The organism is Microlunatus kandeliicorticis (genome assembly GCF_014137855.1).
In the GTDB taxonomy this organism is placed as follows: Bacteria; Actinomycetota; Actinomycetes; order Propionibacteriales; family Propionibacteriaceae; genus Microlunatus; species Microlunatus kandeliicorticis.
Map to the genome: position 1 here is coordinate 317,047 of NZ_JACGWT010000002.1, position 25,054 is coordinate 342,100.

At 66.9% G+C, this 25,054-nt stretch carries 21 protein-coding genes and 1 tRNA gene; 12 read left to right on the forward strand and 10 right to left on the reverse strand.

Annotation, left to right across the window (positions count from 1 at the left end):
* Window positions 1-52: 52 nt before the first annotated feature.
* The 5 genes from recF (at window position 53) to FHX74_RS06245 (ending at window position 4,535) form a co-directional block, all read left to right on the forward strand.
* Entirely contained in the window at window positions 53-1,201 is a 1,149-nt protein-coding gene (gene recF, locus FHX74_RS06225) for a DNA replication/repair protein RecF (protein ID WP_182559242.1), read from the forward strand.
* Window positions 1,194-1,820 (forward strand): DUF721 domain-containing protein, encoded by a 627-nt coding sequence (locus tag FHX74_RS06230; protein WP_182559243.1) that lies wholly within the window; start codon window positions 1,194-1,196, stop codon window positions 1,818-1,820. The genes recF and FHX74_RS06230 overlap by 8 nt, the downstream gene beginning before the upstream one ends.
* A 62-nt stretch (window positions 1,821-1,882) precedes the next feature.
* Window positions 1,883-3,328: a hypothetical protein gene (locus tag FHX74_RS06235; RefSeq protein ID WP_182559244.1), complete on the forward strand. Its 1,446-nt coding sequence runs from the start codon at window positions 1,883-1,885 to the stop codon at window positions 3,326-3,328.
* Between the two features lie 134 nt (window positions 3,329-3,462).
* Window positions 3,463-3,975, forward strand: coding sequence for a DUF4352 domain-containing protein (locus FHX74_RS06240; RefSeq protein ID WP_182559245.1), 513 nt, complete (start codon window positions 3,463-3,465; stop codon window positions 3,973-3,975).
* Complete coding sequence (locus tag FHX74_RS06245) at window positions 3,972-4,535, forward strand: hypothetical protein (protein ID WP_182559246.1); 564 nt, start codon at window positions 3,972-3,974, stop codon at window positions 4,533-4,535. Before FHX74_RS06240 ends, FHX74_RS06245 begins: the two co-directional genes overlap by 4 nt.
* 7 nt (window positions 4,536-4,542) lie before the next feature.
* Here FHX74_RS06245 and FHX74_RS06250 read toward each other — a convergent pair whose 3' ends face one another.
* Window positions 4,543-5,232 (reverse strand): hypothetical protein, encoded by a 690-nt coding sequence (locus tag FHX74_RS06250; protein WP_182559247.1) that lies wholly within the window; start codon window positions 5,230-5,232, stop codon window positions 4,543-4,545.
* Between the two features lie 355 nt (window positions 5,233-5,587).
* Here FHX74_RS06250 and gyrB point away from each other — a divergent pair, with 355 nt between their 5' ends.
* The 4 genes from gyrB (at window position 5,588) to FHX74_RS06270 (ending at window position 11,524) form a co-directional block, all read left to right on the forward strand.
* The gene (gyrB, locus tag FHX74_RS06255) at window positions 5,588-7,729 is read left to right on the forward strand and encodes a DNA topoisomerase (ATP-hydrolyzing) subunit B (RefSeq protein WP_407941465.1); all 2,142 of its coding nucleotides are present in this window, start codon (window positions 5,588-5,590) and stop codon (window positions 7,727-7,729) included.
* 44 nt (window positions 7,730-7,773) lie between these two features.
* Window positions 7,774-10,404 carry a DNA gyrase subunit A gene (gyrA, locus tag FHX74_RS06260; protein WP_182559249.1) on the forward strand — a complete coding sequence of 877 codons (2,631 nt, stop codon included), beginning with the start codon at window positions 7,774-7,776 and terminating at the stop codon, window positions 10,402-10,404.
* Window positions 10,405-10,903: 499 nt separating this feature from the next.
* Entirely contained in the window at window positions 10,904-11,374 is a 471-nt protein-coding gene (locus tag FHX74_RS06265; RefSeq protein WP_182559250.1) for a DUF3566 domain-containing protein, read from the forward strand.
* 76 nt (window positions 11,375-11,450) lie between these two features.
* Window positions 11,451-11,524, forward strand: a tRNA-Ile gene (locus FHX74_RS06270).
* Between the two features lie 93 nt (window positions 11,525-11,617).
* Here the strand turns inward: FHX74_RS06270 and FHX74_RS06275 are convergent.
* The 5 genes from FHX74_RS06275 to FHX74_RS06295 all read right to left on the reverse strand — a co-directional run bounded on the left by FHX74_RS06275 (window position 11,618) and on the right by FHX74_RS06295 (window position 16,610).
* A complete protein-coding gene (locus FHX74_RS06275) occupies window positions 11,618-12,778 on the reverse strand; it encodes a tyrosine-type recombinase/integrase (RefSeq protein WP_235970413.1) in 1,161 nt (386 codons plus the stop codon).
* 2 nt (window positions 12,779-12,780) lie between these two features.
* Window positions 12,781-12,972, reverse strand: coding sequence for a helix-turn-helix transcriptional regulator (locus tag FHX74_RS06280; RefSeq protein ID WP_182559252.1), 192 nt, complete (start codon window positions 12,970-12,972; stop codon window positions 12,781-12,783).
* Window positions 12,973-13,162: 190 nt separating this feature from the next.
* Complete coding sequence (locus tag FHX74_RS06285) at window positions 13,163-14,632, reverse strand: replication initiator (protein ID WP_328823667.1); 1,470 nt, start codon at window positions 14,630-14,632, stop codon at window positions 13,163-13,165.
* A 68-nt stretch (window positions 14,633-14,700) separates the two neighbouring features.
* Complete coding sequence (locus tag FHX74_RS06290; RefSeq protein ID WP_328823668.1) at window positions 14,701-16,056, reverse strand: FtsK/SpoIIIE domain-containing protein; 1,356 nt, start codon at window positions 16,054-16,056, stop codon at window positions 14,701-14,703.
* A 128-nt stretch (window positions 16,057-16,184) separates the two neighbouring features.
* On the reverse strand, window positions 16,185-16,610 hold the full coding sequence (locus tag FHX74_RS06295) for a hypothetical protein (RefSeq protein WP_328823669.1): 426 nt from the start codon (window positions 16,608-16,610) through the stop codon (window positions 16,185-16,187).
* A 283-nt stretch (window positions 16,611-16,893) separates the two neighbouring features.
* On the opposite strand from FHX74_RS06295, the gene FHX74_RS06300 reads away from it, so the two are divergent.
* Entirely contained in the window at window positions 16,894-17,646 is a 753-nt protein-coding gene (locus FHX74_RS06300) for a helix-turn-helix transcriptional regulator (RefSeq protein WP_182559254.1), read from the forward strand.
* Here FHX74_RS06300 and ispF read toward each other — a convergent pair.
* The 3 genes from ispF to FHX74_RS06315 form a co-directional block, all read right to left on the reverse strand.
* On the reverse strand, window positions 17,643-18,134 hold the full coding sequence (gene ispF, locus FHX74_RS06305; protein ID WP_182559758.1) for a 2-C-methyl-D-erythritol 2,4-cyclodiphosphate synthase: 492 nt from the start codon (window positions 18,132-18,134) through the stop codon (window positions 17,643-17,645). The two genes, FHX74_RS06300 and ispF, sit on opposite strands and share 4 nt — an antisense overlap.
* Window positions 18,134-18,721, reverse strand: a complete 588-nt coding sequence (locus tag FHX74_RS06310; protein ID WP_182559255.1) for an HD domain-containing protein — start codon at window positions 18,719-18,721, stop codon at window positions 18,134-18,136. Before FHX74_RS06310 ends, ispF begins: the two co-directional genes overlap by 1 nt.
* A 188-nt stretch (window positions 18,722-18,909) precedes the next feature.
* Window positions 18,910-19,002: an Lsr2 family DNA-binding protein gene (locus FHX74_RS06315; protein ID WP_456238301.1), complete on the reverse strand. Its 93-nt coding sequence runs from the start codon at window positions 19,000-19,002 to the stop codon at window positions 18,910-18,912.
* 563 nt (window positions 19,003-19,565) lie between these two features.
* On the opposite strand from FHX74_RS06315, the gene FHX74_RS06320 reads away from it, so the two are divergent.
* Both FHX74_RS06320 and FHX74_RS06325 read left to right on the forward strand, forming a co-directional pair.
* Window positions 19,566-21,035: a hypothetical protein gene (locus FHX74_RS06320; RefSeq protein ID WP_182559256.1), complete on the forward strand. Its 1,470-nt coding sequence runs from the start codon at window positions 19,566-19,568 to the stop codon at window positions 21,033-21,035.
* Window positions 21,036-21,424: 389 nt separating this feature from the next.
* Entirely contained in the window at window positions 21,425-22,777 is a 1,353-nt protein-coding gene (locus FHX74_RS06325; protein WP_182559257.1) for a hypothetical protein, read from the forward strand.
* A gap of 741 nt (window positions 22,778-23,518) precedes the next feature.
* Here FHX74_RS06325 and FHX74_RS21035 read toward each other — a convergent pair.
* Window positions 23,519-25,051: a M23 family metallopeptidase gene (locus tag FHX74_RS21035; RefSeq protein ID WP_182559258.1), complete on the reverse strand. Its 1,533-nt coding sequence runs from the start codon at window positions 25,049-25,051 to the stop codon at window positions 23,519-23,521.
* Window positions 25,052-25,054: the final 3 nt, after the last annotated feature.

Genomic DNA, 25,054 nt, shown 5'->3' on the forward strand with positions numbered 1-25,054 from the left:
GGGCCCGTTCGGTCCGCGGTCCGACCCCGGCCGGTCTCACTAGGCTGACGGGGTGTTCGTCACCCACCTCCAGCTGGTCGACTTCCGGTCGTACCCCGGGGTGGACGTGCCGCTGGAGCCCGGGGTGACGACGTTCGTCGGGGCCAACGGCCAGGGCAAGACCAATCTGGTCGAGGCGGTCGACTATCTGGCCACCCTGTCCTCGCACCGCGTCGCCTCGGAGATCCCGCTGGTCCGCTCCGGTGCCGAGCGGGCGCTGGTCCGGGCCCGGGTGCAGGCCGGCGTCGACGACCCTCGGCAGCTCCAGCTCGAGATCGAGATCACCCCGGGCAAGGCCAACCGGGCCAAGCTCAACCGCTCGCCGCTGTCGCGGGCCCGCGACCTGCTCGGAGCCCTCCGCACGGTGATCTTCAGCCCCGAGGACCTGGCCGTGGTCAAGGGCGACCCCAGCGAACGCCGTCGGTTCCTCGACGAGCTGGTCGCCGCCCGCTGGCCCCGGCTGGCCGGGGTCAAGGCCGACTACGACCGGGTGCTCAAGCAGCGCAATTCGCTGCTCAAATCGCTCAGCGGCCGCCGCGGTTCCGCGGCCGGGGCGGACGTCGCCGCCACGCTCGACGTCTGGGACGGCCAGCTGGCCCGGGTCGGGGCCGAACTGCTCCAGGCCCGGCTGCAGACCCTGGCGGAGCTGATCCCGCACACCGCCAAGGCCTACGCCGACATCGCGCCCACCAACAACGAGGCCGGCGCGGAGTACAAGTCGTCCCTGTCCGAACGGCTGGCGCTCGCCGAGCTGCCTACCCGGGACGAGCTCGCCGCCGCGCTGATTGAGGGCATGGCCGAGCGACGGCCCGACGAGATCCAGCGCGGCATCTCGCTGGTCGGTCCGCACCGCGACGACGTCGCACTGAGCCTCGGCACCCTGCCGGCCAAGGGATACGCCAGTCACGGCGAGTCCTGGTCGTTCGCGCTCGCGCTGCGGCTCGGCAGCTTCGCGCTGCTCCGCTCCGACGGGCTCGAACCGGTGCTGGTGCTCGACGACGTCTTCGCCGAGCTCGACGCCACCCGGCGCGAGCGGCTGGCCCAGGGCGTCCTCGACGCCGAGCAGGTGCTGATCACCGCCGCGGTCGCCGCCGACGTCCCCGCGGTGCTCGCCGGCACGCGGTTCCGGGTCGGCGGTGGTGAGGTGGTCCCCGATGAGTGACCCCGACGCCCCGGAACAACCCGAGGACCGGCCCGCCGACCAGCCGGACGACCGGCCCGAGGCCACGGAGGACCACGCCGACGCCAGGATCGCCGAGCCCGATCCGGAGACCCCCGCGCACGAACCGACGGGGCTCGACCTGGCCCGGACGATCGCCCACGCCGTCAGCGCCAGTCGCGGCCGGAGCCGTCGGTGGCGTCAGCAGCGCGGCGAGCGCCCGGCCCGGCCGGTCGACCCGCGCTCGAGCGGCGCCCACCCCGACGACCGGGACCCGCAGCCGCTCGGCTCGGTGGTCGACCGGCTGGTCGAGAGCCAGGGCTGGACCCGCGAGGTCAGCGTCCACCTCATCCTCGGCAAGTGGCCGTCGCTGGTCGGGATCGAGGTGGCCGCGCACAGCACCCCGGTCGGTTACTCCGACGGGGTGCTGCGGGTCCGCACCGGGTCCACCGCCTGGGCGACCCAGCTCCGGCTGATGGCACCGCGGCTGGTGGCCAGGCTCAACGAGGCGCTCGGCGACGGCACGGTGACCCGGGTCGACATCAAGGGCCCGGACGCTCCCAGCTGGAAGCACGGCCGGCGGTCGGTCCGCGGCCGCGGGCCGCGCGACACCTACGGCTGAGCCGGCCGACCGGCGTCCCGAGCCGGGTCCGCTGACCGTCCCGCGCCGTAATATGCGCCGCGATGCTGCCGATCACGATGCTGGGCACCGACCTGGCCATCCTGCTGGTCAACACGACCCGGGTGTGGCTGGGGCTGCTGCCCAAGATCCTGACCATCTGGATGATCGGCTGGCTCGGCTACCAGGTCACCCTCAAGCTGGCCATCCTGGCCAGCGGGCTGAGCGCCTGGCTGTCGCTGGTGATCTTCAGCTGCGGCTTCGTCTTCAAGCTGTCGGCCATCGTGCTGATCCTGCGGCTGGCCGGTGCCGAGCTGCGGGTCCGCGAGCTGATCCCCGAGGACGAGTACGAGGACGACGGCCGCGAGGGCAGCGTGGCCCGGCTGCTGGCCATCACCCTGCTGCCGTTCCTCGGCATCTACACTGCCTTCGGCCAGGTGCAGGACGCCGCCGGACAGCTGCAGATCGAGTCCAAGTTCCAGAGCGGCGGGGTGCTGAGCACCGAGGACATCACCAGCCGGCTCAACGTCGACAGCGGCAGCCCGCGGCACTACCTCACCGTCACCGCCGTGGTCGTCGGCGCCTACCTGCTGCGCCGGCTGCTCGACAAGGTGCACGAGCACACCGGATGGCGCCCGCTCGGGATCGTGGTCGCGCTGGTCGAGGGCTTCTTCGTGCTCTCGGCGCTGATCGTCGGTGGCGGGGCCGTCTCGCGGCTGCTCTCGTGGCTCGACAACCGCGCCTTCGTCGGCTGGCTGGCCGCGGTCGGCCGGGCGATCGCCTCGGCCTGGTCGGCCCTGCTCAGCGTGTTGCCGCAGACCCTGGTCACGGTGCTCTCCGCGATCAAGGACAACTTCTGGCCCGTGCTCACCCAGGTGGTCAGCCAGCCGATCATCTGGCTCGCCGTGGCGGCCCTGGTCTACGGCTCGAACGTGATCTCGGTGGCCGAGCTCTGGCGCAAGGGCAAGCCGCTGGCCAGCCGGGTCCGGGTGGCCCGACGGGTGATGGAGCGCCGCGCCGGCCGGGCCGAGGTGCGCGCGGCCCGCCGCGAGCAGAGCACCCGGGCCGCCTTCGTCCGCGAGGAGTTCAAGGAGGCCTTCCTCGGCGACATCGACGACAAGTACCTGCCGACCGTCCACTCGCTCCGGCTGATCCTGCGCGCGGGCGCCGTCTTCCTCGGTGCCTACGTGCTGGTCTACAACGCCTGGCAGATCGCGGCGAACTACTGGCAGACCGCGCTCGACCGGGTGATCGGCGGCCACGACATCGTCTTCTGGTCGACCTTCGGCCCGGCCGTCGACCTGATCACCGACCTCCCGCTCGAACCCTGGCGGATCTGCCTGCTCGCGGTCGCGCTGCAGCGGGCGCTGGAGATCTTCCGTTCCAGGGCCGAGGCCACCGGGAGCCTCTACCCCGAGGGTGACGCGCCGCTCACCGCAGGCTCCGAGGCGAGTCGGCGGTTCGCCGACCGGCTCCCCGTCGGGGCCGCAGCCGCGGAGGTCCGGGCGTGACCGACGTCCCGCCGGGGGCGTCGGCTCCCGGACAAATCTCTGGGCCGCCCCCTGCACCGCCTTCTGGGCCCAACGAGGAGCCGGCCGCCCGGGTTTCCCGGGTCGGTGCGGTCCTGGTCGCCTTGGCCTGTGTGGTGCTCGCCACCATCGGGCTGAAGTACAGCGAGCCCACCAGTGACTACGTCGACGTCCGCGGCGTGGTCGGCCGGCCGGTGGAGATCGGCGGCGGGCAGCTCACGGTCACCGGAGTGCGCTCCGGATCGGTGGTGCAGTACGACACCGACGACCGGATCACCACCAAGGGCCTGTTCCTGGTGATCGGCGTCCAGCTCGACGCCCCCGGTCAGGAGGCGGCGGTCACCCTCGCCACCGTCGAGGGGGACGGCCGGACCTACAAGCCGTACTCGTCGTTCACCCTGACCGCTGACGCCGGCTACCGGTCGCGCGCCGACCTGGTGGTCGAGGTCGACCCCGCGCACCTCACCGGGCTCAGCGTCGGGCTCAGCAAGCTCGAGATCATCCACGGACTGCAGCAGCGGGCGCTGATCGCGCTGCCCATCACCGACCCGAACGTCGAGCAGTGGCGGCGCACCTCGGGCGCCACCGTGCAGGCCGAGGAGTACCAGTCGAGCCAGGTGCTGTCGTGAGGGCGGCCCGCCCCGCCGTCCCCGCCCGGTGGACCCGTTTCGTCGGCAGCGACCGCCGGCGCTCCTGGCTGATCACCGGGTGCGTGACCGCGCTGGTGGTCACCTACCTGGTGATCTGGACGCTCTACGCCGGCACCCACACCTATCCGCGCTACCGCCAGCTCGCCGCCGGTGCCGCGAGCACCGGGAACACGTCGTTCCGGGTGACCAGCCTGGTCAGCACCGAGGCCGTCCGCACCAAGTACGGCGACGTCGCCCACCCCGACCCGGGTGCGGTCTTCGTCGTCGCCGAGGTGACGGTGCTGCTGCGCGCCCCGGAGGAGGACCCGATCTGCGGGCTCGACCTCCTCGGCCCGGGCGGGCGCACCTGGGAGACCCCGATCGGGGGCCCGACCACCGACCAGCCCTCGGACTGCTCCGACGGGCTGGTGGTCGGCCGGCCGTTCAGCTACCAGCAGATCTTCGAGATCCCCGCCACCTACGCCGACCAGCTCCGCGGGCTGGTGGTGGTCAACCACCTGACCGGGGCGCCGAGCCAGGTGATCCGGCCGGCCGGCTGACCCTGCGTCAGCTCGAGCGGGGCAGCACCCGCACCGGCACGGTCACCCGATAGGCGGTGTCCGGGTCGGGCTCGAGATGCGGGTCCTTGCCACCGAGTGTCCGGTCCACCTGGGTCAGGTCGGTGATGACGACCCGGAAGCTGTCGGTGGGTGTCCAGCGGCCGTCGAACTCGTAGATGAGCCGCAGCTCGACCGGGGGCAGGCCGGGAGTGACGGTCTGCCCGCCGGTGCCGTCGCTGCTCGTGCCGACGTTGACGTACTGGACCGAGGCATAGCTCGGGTCGGTCGGCTTCTTGCCGTAGAACTGGCTGGTGGAGGGCGTCTGGCCCTCGTCGCCGGTGTTGGCCACGGTGCCGTAGACGATCACCCGGACGATCCGCTGCCCGAGGGAGTCGACCGACTGCGCGGTCGCCCGTTGCAGCGTGAAGACGTACGGCCCGGTGCTGATCGGCCCGCCGACCGCGACGTCGTGCACCCGGTCGGTGCGCTGCCGGAAGCCGCCGAAGCCCGCGGTCAGGGCGACCAGCAGCGCCAGCCCGACCACCGGGGCCAGCACGAGCACCAGCCGGCGGCGGCGCGGTGGCGGTTCGGGCGGGGCCGGCCAGGCCGGGTGCGGCTGGGCCGGCGAGGGCGCCGACCAGTGTGGGTCGACCGGGTCGTCGGCGCGCCAGCGGGGTGGCGGCTCCGGCACGGTCACGCCCACAGTCTAGAGCGGAGGAGGTCCGGCGAGCCCGGACGACGAGCGCTGCAGATCGCCGTAGGAGGGCCGTGGAGGCCCTGGGTGCGTACCGGGTCACGTCCTGGACCCTGTCGACGGCCCTGTGGGGCCTTCTCGGGGCACTCAGTGGCATCCGGGCGCCCGGACGCGGCCGTCCGGAGTCGGGTTTCTCGCGCGCGCGGGGTAGACTCGTCACGTCCGCCGACGGCAGTGTCGGGGTTCGCTCTCCGGGTCCGGGGACGCCCTCGCTGCCCGCGCGGGCTGCACCGGCTCCGCGTGGCGCCGGCGCACGACAGACGAATCGCGCCGCCTGATCTCCCGGGCCCGTCCCGGAGTGGGTCGAGGGCGGCGCACGTGTGACAGGAGCCCGGAGTCGGTGACCGACAACCCTTCGCTCGACACCCCGCAGCCCGACGACCTCCCCGACGACGCGTCGTCCGAGCAGCCCGCCGAGGTCGCGGAGCCGGAGGAGAGCGCTGATCCGCTCGGCGGCCTCGAGAGCAGCCTGCCCGACCCGCCGCCGGCGCCCGAGTACGTCTACGACGCCGACTCGATCACCGTCCTCGAGGGTCTCGAGGCGGTCCGCAAGCGCCCGGGCATGTACATCGGCTCCACCGGTGAGCGCGGCCTGCACCACCTGGTCACCGAGATCGTCGACAACGCGGTGGACGAGGCGCTGGCCGGCTACTGCGACCACATCGACGTCCGGATCCTCGACGACGGCGGTATCCGGGTCACTGACAACGGCCGCGGCATCCCGGTCAAGGAACACCCGACAGAGAAGATCCCGGCAGTCACGCTGATCCTCACCGTGCTGCACGCCGGCGGGAAGTTCGGCGAGGGTGGCTACAAGGTGTCCGGGGGTCTGCACGGCGTCGGCAGCTCGGTGGTCAACGCGCTGAGCGAGAAGCTCTACGTCGAGGTCCGGCGCGACGGCCACCACTGGCGGCAGAGCTTCAGTTACGGCGTCCCCGACGGGCCGCTCGAGCAGGGTGAGCCGACCGAGGAGACCGGCACCACGGTCACCTTCTACGCCGCGCGCGACATCTTCGAGACCACCACCTACTCCTACGAGACGCTCGCCACCCGGTTCCGCGAGATGGCCTTCCTCAACAAGGGCCTGACCATCGCGGTGACCGACGAGCGGACCGACCGCACCGACGAGGACGGCGAGCGGCACTCGGACACGTTCTGCTACGCCGACGGGCTGATCGACTACGTCCGGTACCTGACCAAGAACAAGGAGCCGATCCACCCGACGGTCATCGCCGTCGACGCGGACCGTCCCGAGGCCGGGCTCAGCCTCGAGCTGGCCATGCAGTGGAACACCTCGTTCAACGAGTCGGTGCACACCTTCGCCAACGCGATCAACACCCACGAGGGTGGCACCCACGAGGAGGGCTTCCGCGCGGCCCTGACCTACACGGTCAACAAGTGGGCCGACGCCTGGGGCATGGTCAAGAAGAAGGAGGACCGGCTCAGCGGCGACGACATCCGCGAGGGGCTGACCGCCATCGTCTCGATCAAGCTCGAGGAGCCCCAGTTCGAGGGCCAGACCAAGACCAAGCTCGGCAACACCGAGGCCAAGAGCTTCGTCCAGCAGGTCACCAACGACAAGCTGAGCGACTGGTTCGAGCAGAACCCGCAGGAGGCACGGGCGATCATCCGCAAGGGCCAGGCCGCGGCGATCGCCCGGATCGCGGCCCGCAAGGCGCGCGACGCCGCCCGCGACCGCAAGGGCCTGCTCGGCCGCAGCGGTCTCCCCGGCAAGCTCAGCGACTGCCAGTCGACGAACCCGGAGGAGTGCGAGGTCTTCATCGTCGAGGGCGACTCGGCGGGTGGCTCGGCCAAGGGCGGCCGCGACCCGCGGATCCAGGCGATCCTCCCGATCCGCGGCAAGATCCTCAACGTCGAGAAGGCGCGGATCGACAAGATCATGCAGAACAACGAGGTCCAGGCGATCATCTCCGCGCTGGGCACCGGGGTCCACGACGACTTCGACGCCGAGAAGCTGCGCTATCACAAGATCGTCCTGATGGCCGACGCCGACGTCGACGGGGCGCACATCAGGACGCTGCTGCTGACGCTGATGTTCCGCTTCATGCGGCCGTTGATCGAGAGCGGCAAGGTCTTCCTGGCCCAGCCGCCGCTGTTCAAGATCAACTGGACCAACGGTGCCGCCGAGCTGGCCTACACCGACGCCGAGCGGGACGCGCTGCTCAAGGCCGGTCAGGAGGACGGCAAGCGGCTGCCCCGGGAGAACCCGATCCAGCGCTACAAGGGTCTGGGTGAGATGAACCCCGACCAGCTCTGGGAGACCACGATGGACCCGGAGCAGCGGATCCTGCTCCAGGTCACCCTCGAGGACGCCGCCCGCGCCGACGAGATGTTCTCGATCCTGATGGGCGAGGACGTCGAGCAGCGCCGCAACTTCATCCAGCGCAACGCCAAGGACGTCCGCTTCCTCGACATCTGACGTCGAAGCCCTGAGCCCGTCGACGCGCACAAAGGAAAGAGCGAATGACCGAGACCCCGGAGCTCCCCGCCAGCCGGAACCAGCCGGTGGACCTGCAGGACGAGATCCAGAAGTCCTATCTCGACTACGCGATGAGCGTGATCGTCGGGCGCGCGCTGCCCGACGTCCGCGACGGGTTGAAGCCAGTGCACCGCCGGATCCTCTACGCCATGTACGACGGCGGCTACCGGCCGGACCGCGGCTGGAACAAGTGCGCCCGCGTCGTCGGCGAGGTGATGGGGCAGTACCACCCGCACGGTGACGGCGCGATCTACGACACCCTGGTCCGGCTGGCGCAGCCCTGGGTGATGCGGGCGCCGCTGGTGCTCGGCCAGGGCAACTTCGGCTCGCCGGGCAACGACCCCGCGGCGGCGATGCGCTACACCGAGTGCCGGATGGCGCCGCTGGCCATGGAGATGGTCCGCGACATCACCGAGAACGCGGTCGACTTCAAGGCCAACTACGACGGCAAGACCCGCGAGCCGGTGGTGCTGCCGTCGCGGTTCCCGAACCTGCTGGTCAACGGCTCGACCGGGATCGCGGTCGGGATGGCCACCAACATCCCGACCCACAACCTCCGCGAGGTCGCCTCGGCGGTGCAGTGGAGCCTGGAGCACCCCGAGGCGAGCGCCGAGGAACTGCTCGAGGCGGCCATGGAGCGGATCCAGGGGCCCGACTTCCCCAACGGCGCGCTGATCGTCGGGCGCCAGGGGATCGAGGACGCCTACCGCACCGGTCGCGGGTCGGTGACCATGCGCGCCGTGGTGGAGATCGACGAGGACCGCTCCGGGCGGACCAACCTGGTGGTCACCGAGTTGCCCTACATGGTCAACCCGGACAACCTGGCCCTCAAGATCGCCGAGCTGGTCAACGCCGGCCGGCTGACCGGGATCTCCGACATCCGCGACAACACCTCGGCCCGGACCGGCCAGCAGCTGGTGATCGTGCTCAAGCGCGACGCCCAGCCGCGGGTGGTGCTCAACAACCTCTACAAGCACACGCAGCTGCAGGACACCTTCGGCTGCAACATGCTGGCGCTGGTCGACGACGTCCCGCGGACGCTGCGGCTCGACCAGTTCATCTCCTACTGGGTGGAGCACCAGCGCGACGTCATCCAGCGGCGGACCGAGTTCCGGCTGGCCAAGGCCGAGCGCGAGGCCCACATCTACCGCGGGCTGGTCAAGGCCCTCGACGCGCTCGACGAGGTGATCGCGCTGATCCGGCGGTCGCCGAGCACCGAGGAGGCCCGGGCCGGGCTGATCGAGCTGCTCGAGATCGACGAGGTGCAGGCCAACGCGATCCTCGACATGCAGCTGCGCCGGCTGGCGGCCCTCGAGCGGCAGCGGATCATCGACACCCTGGCCGAGTACGAGCGGCTGATCGCCGACTACCAGGACATCCTGGCCAAGCCGGAGCGGCAGCGGAAGATCGTCGGCGACGAGCTGGCCGAGATCGTCGAGCGGTACGGCGACGACCGGCGGACCCGGATCGTGGCGGCGGACGGGGACCTCGGGGCCGAGGACCTGATCCCGGACCACGACGTGGTCGTGACCATCACCCGCGGCGGGTACGCCAAGCGGACCAACACCGAGCTCTACCGGGTGCAGAAGCGCGGCGGCAAGGGCGTCCGGGGGGCGAGCCTCAAGGCCGACGACGAGGTCGAGCACCTCTTCGCCACCACCAACCACCACTGGATCCTGTTCTTCACCAACAAGGGGCGGGTCTACCGGACCAAGGCCTGGATGCTGCCCGAGGCCGGGCGGGACGCCCGCGGGTCGCACGTGGCCGGGCTGCTGTCGTTCCTGCCGGACGAGGAGATCGCCCAGGTGCGCGCGGTGCGCGACTACGAGGCGTACCCGTACCTGCTGCTGGCGACCAAGAAGGGGCTGGTCAAGAAGAGCCAGCTCAGCCTGTACGACTCGCCGCGGCAGGCCGGGATCATCGCCATCAACTTCCGCGACGACGACGACGAGCTGATCGGGGCCGAGCTGTGCCGGGCCACCGACGACGTGCTGCTGATCTCGCGCAAGGGGCAGGCGATCCGGTTCGCCGCGGACGACAACCAGCTGCGGCCGATGGGCCGGGCGACGTCGGGCGTGGCTGGGATGAAGTTCCGCGACGGCGACGAGCTGCTCTCGCTGAGCGTCATCAGCAACGAGCTGGAAGAGGACAACTGGTTCGTCTTCACGGTCACCGACGGCGGGTTCGGCAAGCGGACCCGGGTCTCGGACTACCGGCAGCAGGGCCGGGGCGGGCTCGGGATCAAGGCGATGCGGCTGAGTGACGAGCGCGGATCCTTGGTCGGCGGGCTGGTGGTGGCCGAGAATGACGAGATCATCGCCATCAAGGCCAGTGGTCAGATCACCCGCAGCGCGGTTGCCGAGGTTCCGGTCAAGGGTCGTGACACGATGGGGGTGAAGTTCGTCGGCGTCACCAACGGCGACAGCGTGGTGGTGATCGCGCTGAACCCGGAGACGACGGCGGCGGCCGCGGCCGAGCTCGACGCGGACGGCGAGGAGCCGGCGGAGGCGTCGACCGGCGAGCAGGCGACCGACGAGGTCGCCGGCGAGGGTCAGACGGTGAGCGACTCGGAGCCCGAGGACCAGGCTGCGGGCGAGGAGGAAGACAGTGAGTGATGGCCGCAGGAGCCCGCAGGCTCCGGTCACGGGTGACCAGACCGACGACGGCGACTTCTACGCCACGGTGAGCGCCAGTGCCGGGGCGAGTCGCGCCACCCGGATCCGCAACGGCGCGACGGCTCCCGAGGCCGCGGGCGCGCGGACCGAGGCGTCCGAGGCGCGCGCTGAGCCTGGAGTCACGCGCGCTGAGTCTGTCGAAGCGGCTGAGCCCACTGGTACGCGCGCTGAGCCCGCCCCCACGCACGCTGAGCCCGCTGGTACGCGCCCTGAGCCTGTCGAACCGCAGCCCAAGGGTTCGGAGCCGAAGAGCGCGGAGGCCAAGGACGAGGGCAACGGCTGGCGCGACCGCTGGAGCGCCCTGACCTCGTCGGTGGCCGGCAAGGTCGGTGGCGGCTCGAAGCCCGCGTCGACCGAGGCTGGGGCCACGGCTCCCGCTCGAGCGGCCGAGCCCGCAGCGCGGACCGCCGGACCCGAGCCGTTGAGCGGACCGCCGACCGTGACCATCCCCGCGGTGGCCGCAGCCGCCGCCGGGACGGTGCAGACCACCACCACGACCGCGGCGCCGGCGGCCAAGCCGAAGCCCGGTGTGGCCCGGCGGACCCGCAAGGCGCGGCTCCGGCTGTCCCGCATCGACCCCTGGTCGGTGATGAAGACGTCGTTCCTGTTCTCGATCGCGGCCGGCATCGTCTTCGTGGTCGCGATCTACGTGATCTGGACCGTGATCGGCAGTTCCGGGCTGTTCACCTCGATCAACGAGGTCGTCGGCAGCGTGGTCAGCACCCCGGGCGACACCACCCCGTTCCGGATCGAGGAGTACATCAACACCCAGAAGGTCATGGGGGCGACCGCGCTGATCGCGGCCCTCGACGTGGTGATCTTCACCGCGCTGCTGACGCTCTGCTCGTTCCTCTACAACCTGGCCGCCACGATGCTCGGCGGCCTCGAGGTCACCCTCGCCGAGGACTGACCTGGAGCGATTTGAGGCGCCCCCGCCGATCGGCTAACGTTGCCCGTCGGCGCGGGTGATCCTCGTCGCCACCCTCGGGCCTATAGCTCAGTCGGTTAGAGCGCTGCCCTGATAAGGCAGAGGTCGGTGGTTCAAGTCCACCTAGGCCCACCTCGATCGAACCACCTCTGACCAGGGTGAACAGGTCTCGCGGGGTCGTGGCGCCAATAAGCCGGAGTGTCCCGAGGACACCAGACGGACACATCAGGACTCACCACCCGTCAGCGACACCACCACGCCAGCTGGCTGATCATGACGACTCAGCAGCGCGTCCAAGCGGTCGACAGCCTCGTCTGAACCGTCCTCGAAGAGTCCGCCGTAACGGGTGAGGGTGAACGCAACGTTGTTGTGGCCCGCCCACTCCGACACCTCACGGACGTTGCACCCGGCGGCGACCAGAATCGCCACGAAGCTGTGCCGAAGGCCGTGAAAGGTGATTGGCGGCAGACCGGCTCGCTTGACCGCCGGCTCCCAGGCGCGTCGGGCGAAGAGTGATCTCCGCAGTGGCCCGCCCGCCGGCGCGGTGAACACGAGCGCGTCCGGCTCTGGGCCCACGAAAAGGGACAAGTGGCGCTCGAGCTCGCGCATCGTCGCCCGGGCCACAGGAACTGTCCGCCTCGACCGACGGGTTTTCGGTTCGTTCCCCAGTGTCACATGACCACGCACCTCGACGGCGGTGGAGACCACCCGGATCCGCGAACGCAACACGTCCACGTGCTCACGGGTCAGACCGGAAGCCTCTCCCCAGCGGAGGCCCGCGAACGCACCCACCAAGACGAGGGCGCGATACCGCTCAGGCATGGCCTCCGCCAGGAGCCCGACTTCGGACTGGGAGAGAAATCGCGGTGCCTTCATCCGCTCCGCGGGTAGCGGAACGTCCAGCGCTGGGTTGGTGACCAACCGACCGTCCGCCACAGCCGCCGACAGACACTGACTGAGTGCGAACACCGCCTTGCGGACCGTGGTGGGCGACAGCCCGGACTCCATCATCTCGGCCACCCAGCGCCGCACGTCAGCATTCGTGATCCGGGCCAGTGAGGTGCTCCCGAAGCGAGGAACCACCTGGCCGGACAAGGTCTGCTCAAGACGGGCTCGAGTCGAAGCCCTCACATCGTGGCGGGTCTTGATCCACTCGGCAGCCCATGTCCCGAGCTTCACTTCGCCGCGACGGGGATCACGCCAAACCCCGCTCGCCAGCTGCACCTCGAGCTCTGCTGCCCGGCGCTCGGCGTCCGCCGAACGCTTCACGGTTTCGCTGTGCTCCCGACCGGCGTGGTCGCGGTAGCGGACCTTGTAGCGGAGGACCGTTCGCACGCGACCGGTCGAGTCCCGCTGCTTCAGCTCCCGGCGCTCGATCGACGCCATGGTCACCGACCTCCGATCGGCTCGGCGATGCGCTCCAACCAGGCCTCGACGTCCGATCGACGGAAGCGGACGAATTTGCCGACTCGATAGCCGGCTGGTCCCTCGCCACGGCACCGCCAGCTGTAGATCGTGCTCATGGACACTCCGAGCAGGTCGGAGAGCTCTCGCATCGTCATGAGACGTTCTGCAATCATCGTGTCTCCGCTCTTGGGCTGCGCCCGGTCTCCCCGAGTTGGTCATGATTCGGCTCTCGCCCCGCCCGTCAAGGGCACTGCGCTGCGCTTCGTGTCGTCCCGATTCGCTCCGCTCACCCTGGACCGGCGGACCGCGAGCCGATGGCAGCAGTGATCGGGGAGGCCGGAGGAGAGCGCGGTGCAGAACAGATCACCCGTCCGGGTCGGTCTCCGTCGTCGGTGCTGAACCCGCCGCACTGCAACGACGAGCAGTCTTGGCTTGCTCGTACTCTGCGCGCCATCGTGAGCGCTCCCATACCGACTCCAAGATCACCCGCGCGTACAGAACCGGATCAGTCCGAAGGTCGGTCCAGACGAACCGCGGCCGTCCATCGGGAAGAGTGACCGAAGCAGCCAGCCGCTCGAGCTCCGGCGCGAGGATCCCCGCCTCGAGCAGCGCCTCGCGAACCACTGCTGCTCGATCCACGCGATGCTCTCGCAGGGTCTTGCCCGACCACTCACGGGACACCAGAACTCGCCGGCCGCCGAGACCCAGGTGTTCCCTGTCATGTGCCTTGCGCGCACACTCGCCCGGTCGAAGGCCTGGCCCGGCGTCCTTCGGCTGGACCCCGAACCTCAGCCAGTTCGCACACTGCTCTGAGCAGGGCAGCAACCTCACCTCATGATGGAGACGATCGATGTGCGCCTCGTACTCGCCGTCGACCTCGCCGCCCGCCCCCGCAAACGTGTCGGCGATCGACTTCGCGAGGTACTTGGTCAGATACCGCACCGCCCGATCCGCGTCCAGCGACGGCGCGACGATGCCGGCCATGTCGAGCTGACGGCCGAACCGAAGCGAATGAGACGCACGGTCGTCGTCGACCTGGTCCAAGGCTTCCTCCCATCGGGGGAGGACGATGCCCGTATCGGGCTCGATATAGTCCTGCCCGTCCCACACCAGCTGCCGACGGTCGAAGACGGGCCGAACGAACCGTGGCCACCACACCTGGTGATGGGTCGCTCTGACGACATCTCTGAGCGTTGCTCTCGGGATGGCGCCGCGAACTGCGGCATGCAGGTGCGGCGCCAAGCGACGCTGAGGCTCGACTGCCGCGAAGTACTGCACCCGATAGCCGGCGCACCGGCGCAGGTTCTGCCAGAAGCGATCGACGAGCTTGGAGAAGTGCAGCGCGTCCAGAGCCGCTCGTCGATAGTCATAGGTCGCGGGATCAACCGGAGTTCCGTTGCCCTTCACCCGACCGTAGGACGGCAAAGTCAAGGTTAGGAACATCGACGGTCGGTATTCGCGACCATCTGCTGAGCTGAAGACCCGACCGATCGTCCGGTCCTCGGCCGGTACTCTCGGTAGATCGGCAACGTCGTCCCGATGCCGCGTCGAGCGAACTCGCCTCTCACCCATCTGGGCTTCCAGTGGAAGCTCGGCGTCGATCTCGTCGTCGCCGTCATCCTCTTCCAGATCTGACGTATCCCTGGCCGGCTCGTCGCCCCGGTGCCATCCCTCGGCACACTGCTGCATCCGCAGTCTTCGGGCCTTGTCCGCGCATGAGGGGCAGACCGCCTCGCGCGTCGACCCACAAGCCAGGGGGACCTTCGTCTCGGATCCGCTGGCCTGGTCCAGCACCCGCCGAAGCAAGGGGCGCACGCAGACCTTCTGCTCCACGGCCAGCTCATACGCCATGTCCGGCGTGACGCGCGGCGTCCCAACCTCCCTGCTCGTGACCGCTGACATCACGCCGCCTCGGAGTTCCGCGAGCGGGGCGATCGTGAGCGAGGGGGACGAGCCGGATCAACCTCGAGCGGCTCGACCGGGATCTGTGCCGCCGCCGGATAGCGATGGGCAATCTCGCGGATGGCGTGGTCGTCGACGAATCCAGCGCGCACTCGGACCAGGCGGCCGGCGTCATCGAGCGCGAAACCCACGCCGGGTGTCGAGCGCGGAATCCGGTGAGCCGCCGCACCAGCCGAGATCGCTCCGTCGCCCAGCACCATTGCCACCTCCTCACGATCCCGAAGGCGCAGCGCAATGGTCTGCTGAAAGAGATGTCGAGCCTTGAGGGTCTCCTTCCGCGGATCCTGGAGGAATCCGAAGACGAAGTAGCCCGGCGCCCGACCGATGGAGCACAGCCGAGCAAGGGCGACCTCGGCCCGACGGAGCAGATCCCGATCGGGCAGATAGGCGACCAGTGATGCCAGCTCATCGATGAGGACCAGGACCAGGGGTGCTTCGACCGAGGGCACGTGCTCTCGTGCGACACCCACCATGCCGCGGGCGCGCCGCTCACACTCTTCGACAGCGTCCTCGAGGAGGCGTACGGCCGTCCCAGGATCGTCGGCGTAACGAGTGAAGAGGGGCCGCCCGAGACCCAGCTCCATTCCGCCTTTGAGATCGATGCCGTGGATCTGCACCAGCCCCGCATGCGCCGCCGGCGCCAGCTCCACCATCAGCGACCACATCACCGAGCCCTTGCCAGCTCCGGATGCTCCCGCGGTGAGCGTCGAGACGCGCAGATCGACGGTCCACGGTTGCTCGTCTTCTGTCCGCCCCAAACAGACCCGCGTCAGAGGCAAGTGATCCGCTTCCGGAAGGGGGGTCGCGAACGGTTCGGCGAGGACGTCGCCGAACCGGCAGATGATCCGGCAGCTGATCTGATCCTCGTCCGGAGCGACCCGCACTCGGTGTGCAGCCACAGCGAGGCGCAGTCGTTCCGTTGCTTCCTCGACGTCCCCGATGGTCTGGCCGAGCAGCAAGGCCGGTCGCAGAGTGAGCTGATGGCCTGCCCAACTCATCCCTCGCAACGTCGGGACGACAACCCGTTCGCTCGGCCCAATTACTCCGAGGGGTGGCGTCACCAGTGCCAATGCAACCCGAGGAGTTCGGCGCGACAGGCCGCAGGCCTCGGCAATCAACGGCCACTGCTTGCGGACAGCCCGGCCAGTCCGACGACGCCACAGAGGGTCGGCGAGCAGACGCCGATAGCTGATCGGGGAAAGCCGAGCCCAGCACACGACAGCGAGAACGGGCACGAGCAGCAGGCCGACGACGACGACTTGCCGCTGAAGCGTGGCCAAGGCGAGTATCGCCACCCACAGAAGCGCGCGCCGTGGGTAGCGCCGCAAGATGCCCGCTGCGCCACAGGCCCACCACCACGCCTCGCGAACTGGCTGGCGCAGTAATCGCACCGCCTGCGACTTCGCTGTCCGAGTCACCTGGATCAGGCCGCCTTCGCCGCCACGCTGGAGCCGCTGCGGGGCCGGGCATCGGCCAGGCCGGTGCAGCGGAAGCTGTAGGCGATCTTCGGCCGCATGCCGTTGTCGTTGATCCACGGCGTCACCATCAGGTTCTCCAGCACCACCGGCCGGACGAACTGGCCATCCGTCAGCGCCGGCGGGACCGGCTGATGATCAGCGGCGATCTTCACCTTGACGGTCCGCTCGCGGGCGTCGGGATCGAAGTCGAGCACCTCGACCGTCCACAGCAGCCGCCCCGAGTCATCCCGAGCCTGCACCGGCCGCTCCTTCGTCGAAGCCTCGAAGTCGTTGGCCGGAATCACCTTCGACACCACGCCGGCACCGAACGGGAACGCGTCGTCGAAGCTCATCTTGAACGGAACCTGCATGGCTGACTTCCTCTCGTCCACGGCTCCGATCGGGGTGATCGGTGCATGGATTCAGGACAACCGAAAGGCCAGGGACGGCGAAACAACCTTGTTGGACACTAGGGACGAATTGGGACACACATCACGTCCTAGTCAGTCCTTTCGCGTGTCCGCACCAACGAAGTACTCGCCCTCGGACTGCGAGCCACGAGCTCGTCGACGGATGCGACTTAAGGTGATGTGAACGCATGTGCCCCGAAAGACGACGAATGTTCTGTCCTTCCAAGTCCTTGACATGTCCAGAAACGTCCCATCTACTGGAGAAGTGAACGAGCGCCTCCGCAGTCAGATGAAGCGACGCGGATACTCCCCTGGACGCCTCGCCCGAGCGTGTGATGTCAACATCAAGACCGTCGAGCGATGGATAGCCCACGACCGAATTCCGCATCGGGAGACACGCTGGGCGGTCGCCAGGGAGCTCGACGCCGATGAGGTCTATCTGTGGCCCGGCCTGCTGGATGATCAGGACGACAGTCAGCGACAGGGGACCGTGGAGTCCGAGTTGCTCGGCGTCTACCCCGACCGAGCTTCTGTGCCGCGCGACGTCTGGGTGCAGCTCCTCGGCTCAGCGACCAGACACATCGACTTCCTCGTCTACGCGGGAACGTCCATGGCGAACCTCAACCCGAGGATCGGAGCGATGCTGGCGGAGCGGGCCGCGGCCGGCGTGAGCGTGCGTCTGTGTTGGGGAGATCCGGACAGCCAGGCGGTCGACGTCCGCGATCGCGAGGAGGGGCTGCGTGGCACGCTTGCCGCCAAGATCCGGGCATCGCTGACCTACTACCGCGAGCTGATGGATGTTGACAACGTAGAGATCCGACTTCACGGCACCACGCTCTACGCATCGATCTTCCGCTTCGACGACACCATGCTGGTCAACCCGCACATGTGGGGAGCCCCGGCTTCGGCCAACCCCACCTTGCACCTACGGCGGCTCGAGGGCAGCACGTGGTTCGACGGCTACCGTCGCAGCTTCGATGCCGTTTGGGATACGGCGCAGATCTGGGAACCCGCCTAGGCGTTTCGGTTCTCCACCGGGTAGACGAGGACACTCGCCCACGCGCTGCAAGCCGCTCCTTCCCCCTCCGGCCCGATCCCATCGTTGGACCGGGCCTTCACCGACACCGCCTCCAGAGGCAAGCCCAGCGCGCCAGCCAGGTTCGCCCGCATCGCTTCAATGTGCGGCCGCAGCCTGACTGTGCCGAGTACGACGAAGCAGTCGAGATTCGACACCTCGTATCCATGATCAGCGACCACCGCCGCGAACTCCTCGACGAAACCGAGGCTGCGAGCGTCCTCTGCAGCAGGATCGTCCTCGGGGAAGTGCGTACCTAGATCGCCGTCGGCAATTGCGCCCGCAAGCGCATCAACGACGGCGTGACTGAGCACGTCGCCGTCGGAGTGCGTGTCGAAGCCGACGCCTGCCGCAATGCTCACGCCGCCGAGCACGAGTTCCTTGCCTGGCACCAGGCGATGTGTGTCGTGACCCAACCCGGTTCGGAACATCAAACGGCCACCCGATCCAATCCCGCCAGGCGTGCAGGCTCGACCTCGATACCAGCCACCTCGATCAGGGCAGCGGTCGCAGCACAGGCTTCCTCGAACTCGGGGAGCCCAGAGTGAATCGACCTGGCCACCACATGATCGGCACCGTAGCGGTCGAGGATCTCTGCCACCCGTTCGTGGAGGCTCATCGGCTCGCCCGAAGGGCTCGTCGTCAGATCACAGAACGTCAGCGCCTTGTCCAGCGCGGTGTTGCACCACGGGAACTCATCGCAGTAGCCGTCGATCCCCCTCAGTGCGGCTTCAATCCGCGCGCCTGAGTGATGAGCGACCAAGAGCGCCAACTGGTGCTCACCACACGCTTCGAGAAATCGGGCGCCGTCCGCAGGGTGGAAGCCGGACGTCGCCAGGCTTGCCGAGTAGCCAATGTCGTGCAACAGGGCTGCATCGACCAGCAGGTCGAAGCCTCCGCCGAACGCGGGGGCCAACTTTTCGGCGACCGCACCGACGGCCCGCACGTGGGACCACCGGCGTCCCAGGGGCGCCAGATAGCCCCTCGCGCACTCGTAGGCCCACCGGCTCTCAAGCATGCGAGAAACATACGCGGTGCCCTCAGACGACACAGGTAGGCGAAAGTCACAAGTCACCCCCGACCACGGCGGATTGTCTGGAGGCAGTTCGTCGCGTCTTGGGTCATCTCTGTAGAGCAGTAGGAGTGCAAGTCACTCACGGGACGATCATCCAGTGCTCGCCTTGCTGCCCTCGCACCTTCTGCCCACTAGTTCGCAGCCTCATACTGCTCACGGACGGCGGCGCTGATGCGGCCGCGCGAGGAGACCTCTATTCCGTTCGCCTCGGCCCACTCATGGATCTGTGGGTATCGCTGCCGCTCGCAGCACTGCGCGGCCCCAGAGCGTCGACCGCCCGCCCGGCTGGCGTAACCGTCATGAGTTTGTCACAGTCCTTCGGGGTCACCTCAATCTCGGCCGACGGAGCAACGTGAACCGGGCCAGACAGCGACCGTCGTATCCCAGTCGCTACCGTCGAACTTGAGAGGACCTTGCCAGTATCGCCCTCGTGGGATGAGGTTCTTGGAAGGCCCGGAGTGGCCGCCTGCGCACGCCGGGCGAGCCAAAGGGCGCCACTTCGCAAATTGCGGATCACCTAGAAGCCTCAAATCCCCTCCAGCCGCGTTCTTCTCTGCCAACATGGATCCTGGCCAGCTTCTTGGCTGTCGCGAGGCACCCATTACACAGCAATTGAAGAGATAACATGAACCTACTCTCAATGATCCTACCGGGCTTCCGAGATTTACGAACGCCTTTCTCTGCCGGACTCCTATGGGCAACCGCCTTTTTCGCAGCATGGATCGCGCTTCCTCCAGCGACTTCAGATCGGCTGCAAATAGCGTTTCGACCTTACAGTGCTTTGATCGTGAAATTTCCATCAGGCGTAAAGACGGGGATCCTTATCGCTTCGGTATATCTTGTTGGTGTCATTCTTACGTACGTCTTCTCGGCGCTGTCGCGCACGCTCGGAGTTCTGCTCGACTACCGCATTCTTATAGCGGTTCTCGCCGTCGCGGTGGTAGTATTGGTTTCATTTCTTGGGGCGACTGCTCTTTTCTGGGTCGGGGTGCTGCTGGGTGTTTCTGTCACAGCACTGATCGTGATATTTGTTCGAAGCTTGCTAATATCCAAGACCGCCCAGGGCGCTGACCGATTGGAGCAGCCAGTCAGCGAGGAGCCGTCGCGTAACGAAGACGTGGAGCCTGGCATCGGCCCCACCGCCGCCCTCTCCACGACCGCCCAAGACGAAGGTAGTGATTCCGTGGGAGCAACTGCCCAACAGGAATCACCTATGACTCTGCAAGATCTCCTTGGCGATGTCTCTGAAGCTCTCAGATTCGTGGGTCTTACAGTGCTCGAAGGCCTCAGGACTCTCGCCTATAGCTGGAGCAATGAACGAGCTGAGAGGCTCTACTTCTTAAAACAAGACGCTGAGCGACGAGTTCAAAGGTCACCCTTCATGAGCCGCGAAATTGTGGATACCATGTCGCTCGCTGGCTCCGCAGATGCGCTTGACTTTCTCAATGCAAAATTCCCGCCAGAAGATTCCGAAGACCTACTTAGCACGATGAGCAGTGCCGATTCTGACTGGTTGCGGAACCATATTACGGGAATCGAGCAAAACCAAAACGCAGCCAAGCGACCTTGGCGACGATTGTATCGTGAGGCACGAACCGCTCACTATGTACCACGTCGAGATGTAGAGACCTATGTGAAAGAGTCTCTGCTGGGTGTGCTTGCTGGGAGTTCGGAGGCTAGAAGAGAATTTGTCTGGAGATATGTCGTCGTGGCATTGCCGCCAGAGCAAATTGATCGACGTATATCTGAGCTCAAGGTGAGACTTAAAGTGGACCACGAAAAGCTTTACGACGAGTACGATCGTCTCTCCGCCGAAGCCGAATTTCGGAGTGCCATCGGCATCCCGATGGCGGCAACCCTCATCTTTGTAGGCTACGCGCAGGTGCAAACATTCAGCTGGTTGACATTTGATCAATGGTGGCCAACCGTCGACCGGCTTCTTAATGTTCAAGCTTTGCCGTCATGGCTTTATTGGCTGCCAGAAGCCTGTCGGGAAATACTGCATCAACCATTCTGGGCGTTCGTTATTGGCGTAGTGATTATGATTCTGTTTTCCTCGGCCGGAAAGGCCAAAGCCGGAGAGGCCGCACGTCTTCTCTACGCAGCCGTCCGCCAGGGCATCCTCTCAAAGGCAGACGAGCCGCTGTTTGACAGCTCCGAACTTGGCTTTGATCAAGGCGGAGTTCTTGGCGTCCGCCCTGAGGGTCGTGAACCTGCCGAAACGGCACCCATGATGACCGAACCAACGTCCCAGTAGTCATTTGCTGCTGGGCGCGTAGTCTTGCTAATCGTCGTTATCGCTACTACCTCGGCGTCCCACCGACGATGATCATAAGGATGCTGACAAATCAAACCGGGTCCGAGATGCTGCTGGCATCCGCGCACATCTCGGCCGGCCGATCACTCCTGGTCGAGGTCAGCTGACAATGATGGCGAATACATTGCCGAATCTGGCTCTATGGGATCAAGGCGGCTCGCTGCGCTCGCCGCGGCTGCGGTCCGGTCCTCGCTCGCTGCGCTCCCTGCGGTCCGGTCCTCGCTGAACTTGGCTTCGCTTCAATTACACGCGACCAAAGTCGCCTACGCGAGCGCATACTCAAGTACTCTGCTGGACGTGGACCGACCAAATGACCGCCAAGACTTGCCATGAAGGAGCCATCAGAAGCACCGCGAGAGAACCAACTCGAAGTGGCGGAACGCCGAATCGACGCTCTTTCGGAATTAGTTAAGCCGAACACAGGACATGCGCGCGAACTGAGCATACTAAAAAGAGCGATTGGTCTAGCGCAGGATCTTCCGTTCCATTTGTTGCAAAACGGCTTGGGAACCTATGACCTCCGATTGTTGGAGAGCGTTTGCCGAGACATTGTGCTCCTAGAACCGGAACGGAGTATCTACAACCTTCAGCAAGCGCGACAGTCACTCATCAGGTCCTTATACACTCTTACTTCATCGCAGGAGAATTTCGGCGACTCAGTCGACTGGGCAAAAGCTCAGCACATAAACGCAGCGGTTGCTGCATTAGCTCCAACGGTGGAAATAGTAGAACCCTCTGACGGCGGGTCACCTTGGCTAAGCTCGGACGGTGCGCAACACCAGTCCATATACCTTGAATTGAGAAAGGCACTTGATCTCGCCATACAACGTATCGAGTCGCTTTCGTCCGGACCAACTACCCTGGACGCCTCAGACGAGCTCGATTTGGTTCGAGAAGCACTCCAAATCGCCGAAATATTTGCCGACAGCGCTCGGACCTATGGCGTGCTTGACGTATATTCTATCAATGACCTCACTTCAGTAATCGGGCAAACCGCATTGTTTGAGATGATGGAAGGCGTAGACGAATTACGTGCTCTTCGGCGTCGCTTAATCCAACGGCTGTTCGACTCAATCGCCGAGGGTGCCCGTAGGGTAACTGATACTGAACGGGCACAACTCCAAGGACTAAGCGTAGATCTGGCGAACCTCACAGCATCTAGAGTCGTTGCCGACGCTGACGCCGTGTCTAGGGCACGGGCAGCGACAGAAGAAAGCGCTGGATCCGTGGCCGAGAGCGAGCTGGCTCAGCAGTTCGCCGGGTATCAGGTAGCACAATTGCGGGCCAGCTGGGGATGGCTCATCGTTTCAGTCTTCGCGCTTGCAGCCACGGTCGGGGTTGCCTTGGCCGCCCTGAATCAATCAGTTGGCTTGGGTTGGCAGAGCTATGTATCGCACCTACTTGTTGCACTTCCATGCCTGGGGCTGGCTGCATACTGCTCGCGTGAGGCATCTCGCCACCGCCAGGCTAGCCAATGGGCTGGGCGCCTCGCGGTTCAACTCAAGTCCGTGGGTGCCTTCACCGGTCGGCTCAGCAACGAGAGTCGCGATGCCGTTCTAACAAGTTTTGGACACTACGTGTTTGGACCGCATAGCGTCTCCGACGACAACCAGATCCAGTCTGTCCCACCCGAGATAGTAAAGGCCGTCGCGGATGCAATCAAGGCACGCGGGACAGTTTGAATGACAGATCAGCCCCTTAACGCGGGCCCCAATAGGAGCTGAAGGTGACCCCTGTGCTCTTACAGAGTCGGCTGCGCAAAAATATAGGCGGGATCCGTCCGAAAGGCGATTCCGCTGTTTACCTGAACTTTCACAGAATCCCAACCCCATCTGGCGAAATGAGAAGGCGGACAGTCGGGTTGATGGCGGACAGTCGGGTTGATGGCGGACAATCAGCGCTTAGTGGTACCGGGTGACTGCGCGCAAGGCGCACAGTATTCGTCAGCGCTCGGGAGTTACCCGTGGCCACTCGCATGGATCCGCTCGGCGTCCGACGATCGTGGTTGTGAGAGCAACGGAACTATGACCGCGAGTCCTCCCGTGTACTGTTCGGCTCTGACTGACCGTCGGTGAGTTCGAGCCAGACGTACCGTGCGGGCCAACAAATAGCGTGGCTCGGACGCGCTGGCCGTTCATCGGCCGACTGGCCGATCCACCACCACCACTGGTCTTCGCCGACTAGATGGACGTACCAGCCGCCGGCGTCCTCGAAGACCTCCGAGGCGATCCGGAGTCCATAACGGATCCCGGACCCGTTCCTCGTCGCGCCTCGGCGCCCGAACGCATCCGGGGCGTCGATGACCGAGACCCACTCGATCGGAGGTGGCGGGCCGAAGTCCACATACTCGAGCGGACCGTTGACGTCGACCAACCGGCCGTTATCGTCGAAGCTCAAGTCCTCCCACCTGCTCGGAGGCTCCGTCACGGCGACACCCCACGCCCGGAAAGCCACGCATCCGGGTCGACCGGAGTGCCGTTGACCCGCACCTCCAAGTGAAGGTGCGGCCCGGTCGTGTTGCCCGTGGCACCGATCCGGCCGATGACCTGACCCGCGCTCACCGCATCACCCACCCTCACCTCCTGAGCCGACTGATGCGCGTACCAGCTCTGCACACCGTTGGGGTGCTGGATCTTCGTCAGGTTCCCGTACGCCCCGCCCCAGCCTGCCCAGACAACCGTCCCGGCCATGATTGCGTGAATCGGGGTGCCGGTGGGAGCCGCGAAGTCCAGCCCGGTGTGACAGTTCGCCCAGTGGCTCGAGCACTGCCCAAACCGCGCAGTCAGAACATAGTGGTCGACCGGCAACACGATCGAGCCGAACCCACGGACACCCGATGCACCGCCGCTCCCGGCTTGATCCCCGTAGACGGAGATGTGGACGTGGTCACGGTGCGCAGCGGTCGGGTCCGGCCCGCTGTAACAGGCGGCGGCCGACGTGCCGCAGCTTCGCCAACCCTCGGAGGCCCGCTCGACGTTCCAGATGCGGGCGTTCCAGATGACGTACTTCACGCCTAGTGCCTGATGCTTCCGGACGGCCCAGGCGGCGATCGCATCACCCAACCGCACGCCGGTCGCGCTCGAAGGACCCGGGATCATCGCGTCCACGGCTCGGCCGTCCTGGTGGTCGGTGTCGACGTTCGCCGGCCGATCACCGACGCCGTACAGGGTCGTCAACTGCGGCCAGGAGTCCTTCAGGCAACGGAAGACCCGGAGCGCGTCGGGGGTGAGGCCCTGCTCGGCGGCCATCCCGGTCGCGGGGCAGCTCATCGCACCGGCCGCACCGCACATGCCGGACCCCATCGCCGCGACCGCATCGGCGCTTCCAGCCGGGGCCTTGGCCTTGATCGAGGCCACCAGACCGGCAGCCGAACGCTCCCACTTCGCGTAGGCGTCAGGAAACGCCGAGCGCTGCACCGTCTGCGCCGCGACGGTGACCGACATCAGCTGCCAGCCCGTCACCTTCGCCAACGCCTGGAAGAACAGCCGTGACGAATGCACGGGATCCTCGCGGACGGCAGCAGGCCCCCAGCTCGCCCGCTGTTGGAACAGTCCTAGCGAGTCGCGGTCGCCGTAGTTGAGGTTCCGCAGTCCCGACTCCTGGAGCGCCGTTGCGATCCCGACGACCGCGCCGCGGTCACCGAGCGACAGCTGCTGTGAGACCGACCAGATCGTGGTCGCGTTGCGGACCTGTTCGGCCGAGAAATCACCGGAAGCCTGCGCATCGCCGGCCAGCGCGAGGGTCGAATCCGCGCACGAACCGCCGTCGGTGATCCGCTGCTGCTGGCCGCGCAGGCTCGCCGTCAGCTGGGCTGCCAACATCCACGGGCCGAAGACCACCGCCAGGGATGTGCACAGCCCGGCCAACACCAGCCCGACGATCAGGTAGCGGAACCCACGCTGGCGCGCCAAGGTCGTGGCGAGCTGGAGCGCCATCTTCGCGGTCGCGGGATCCACGGC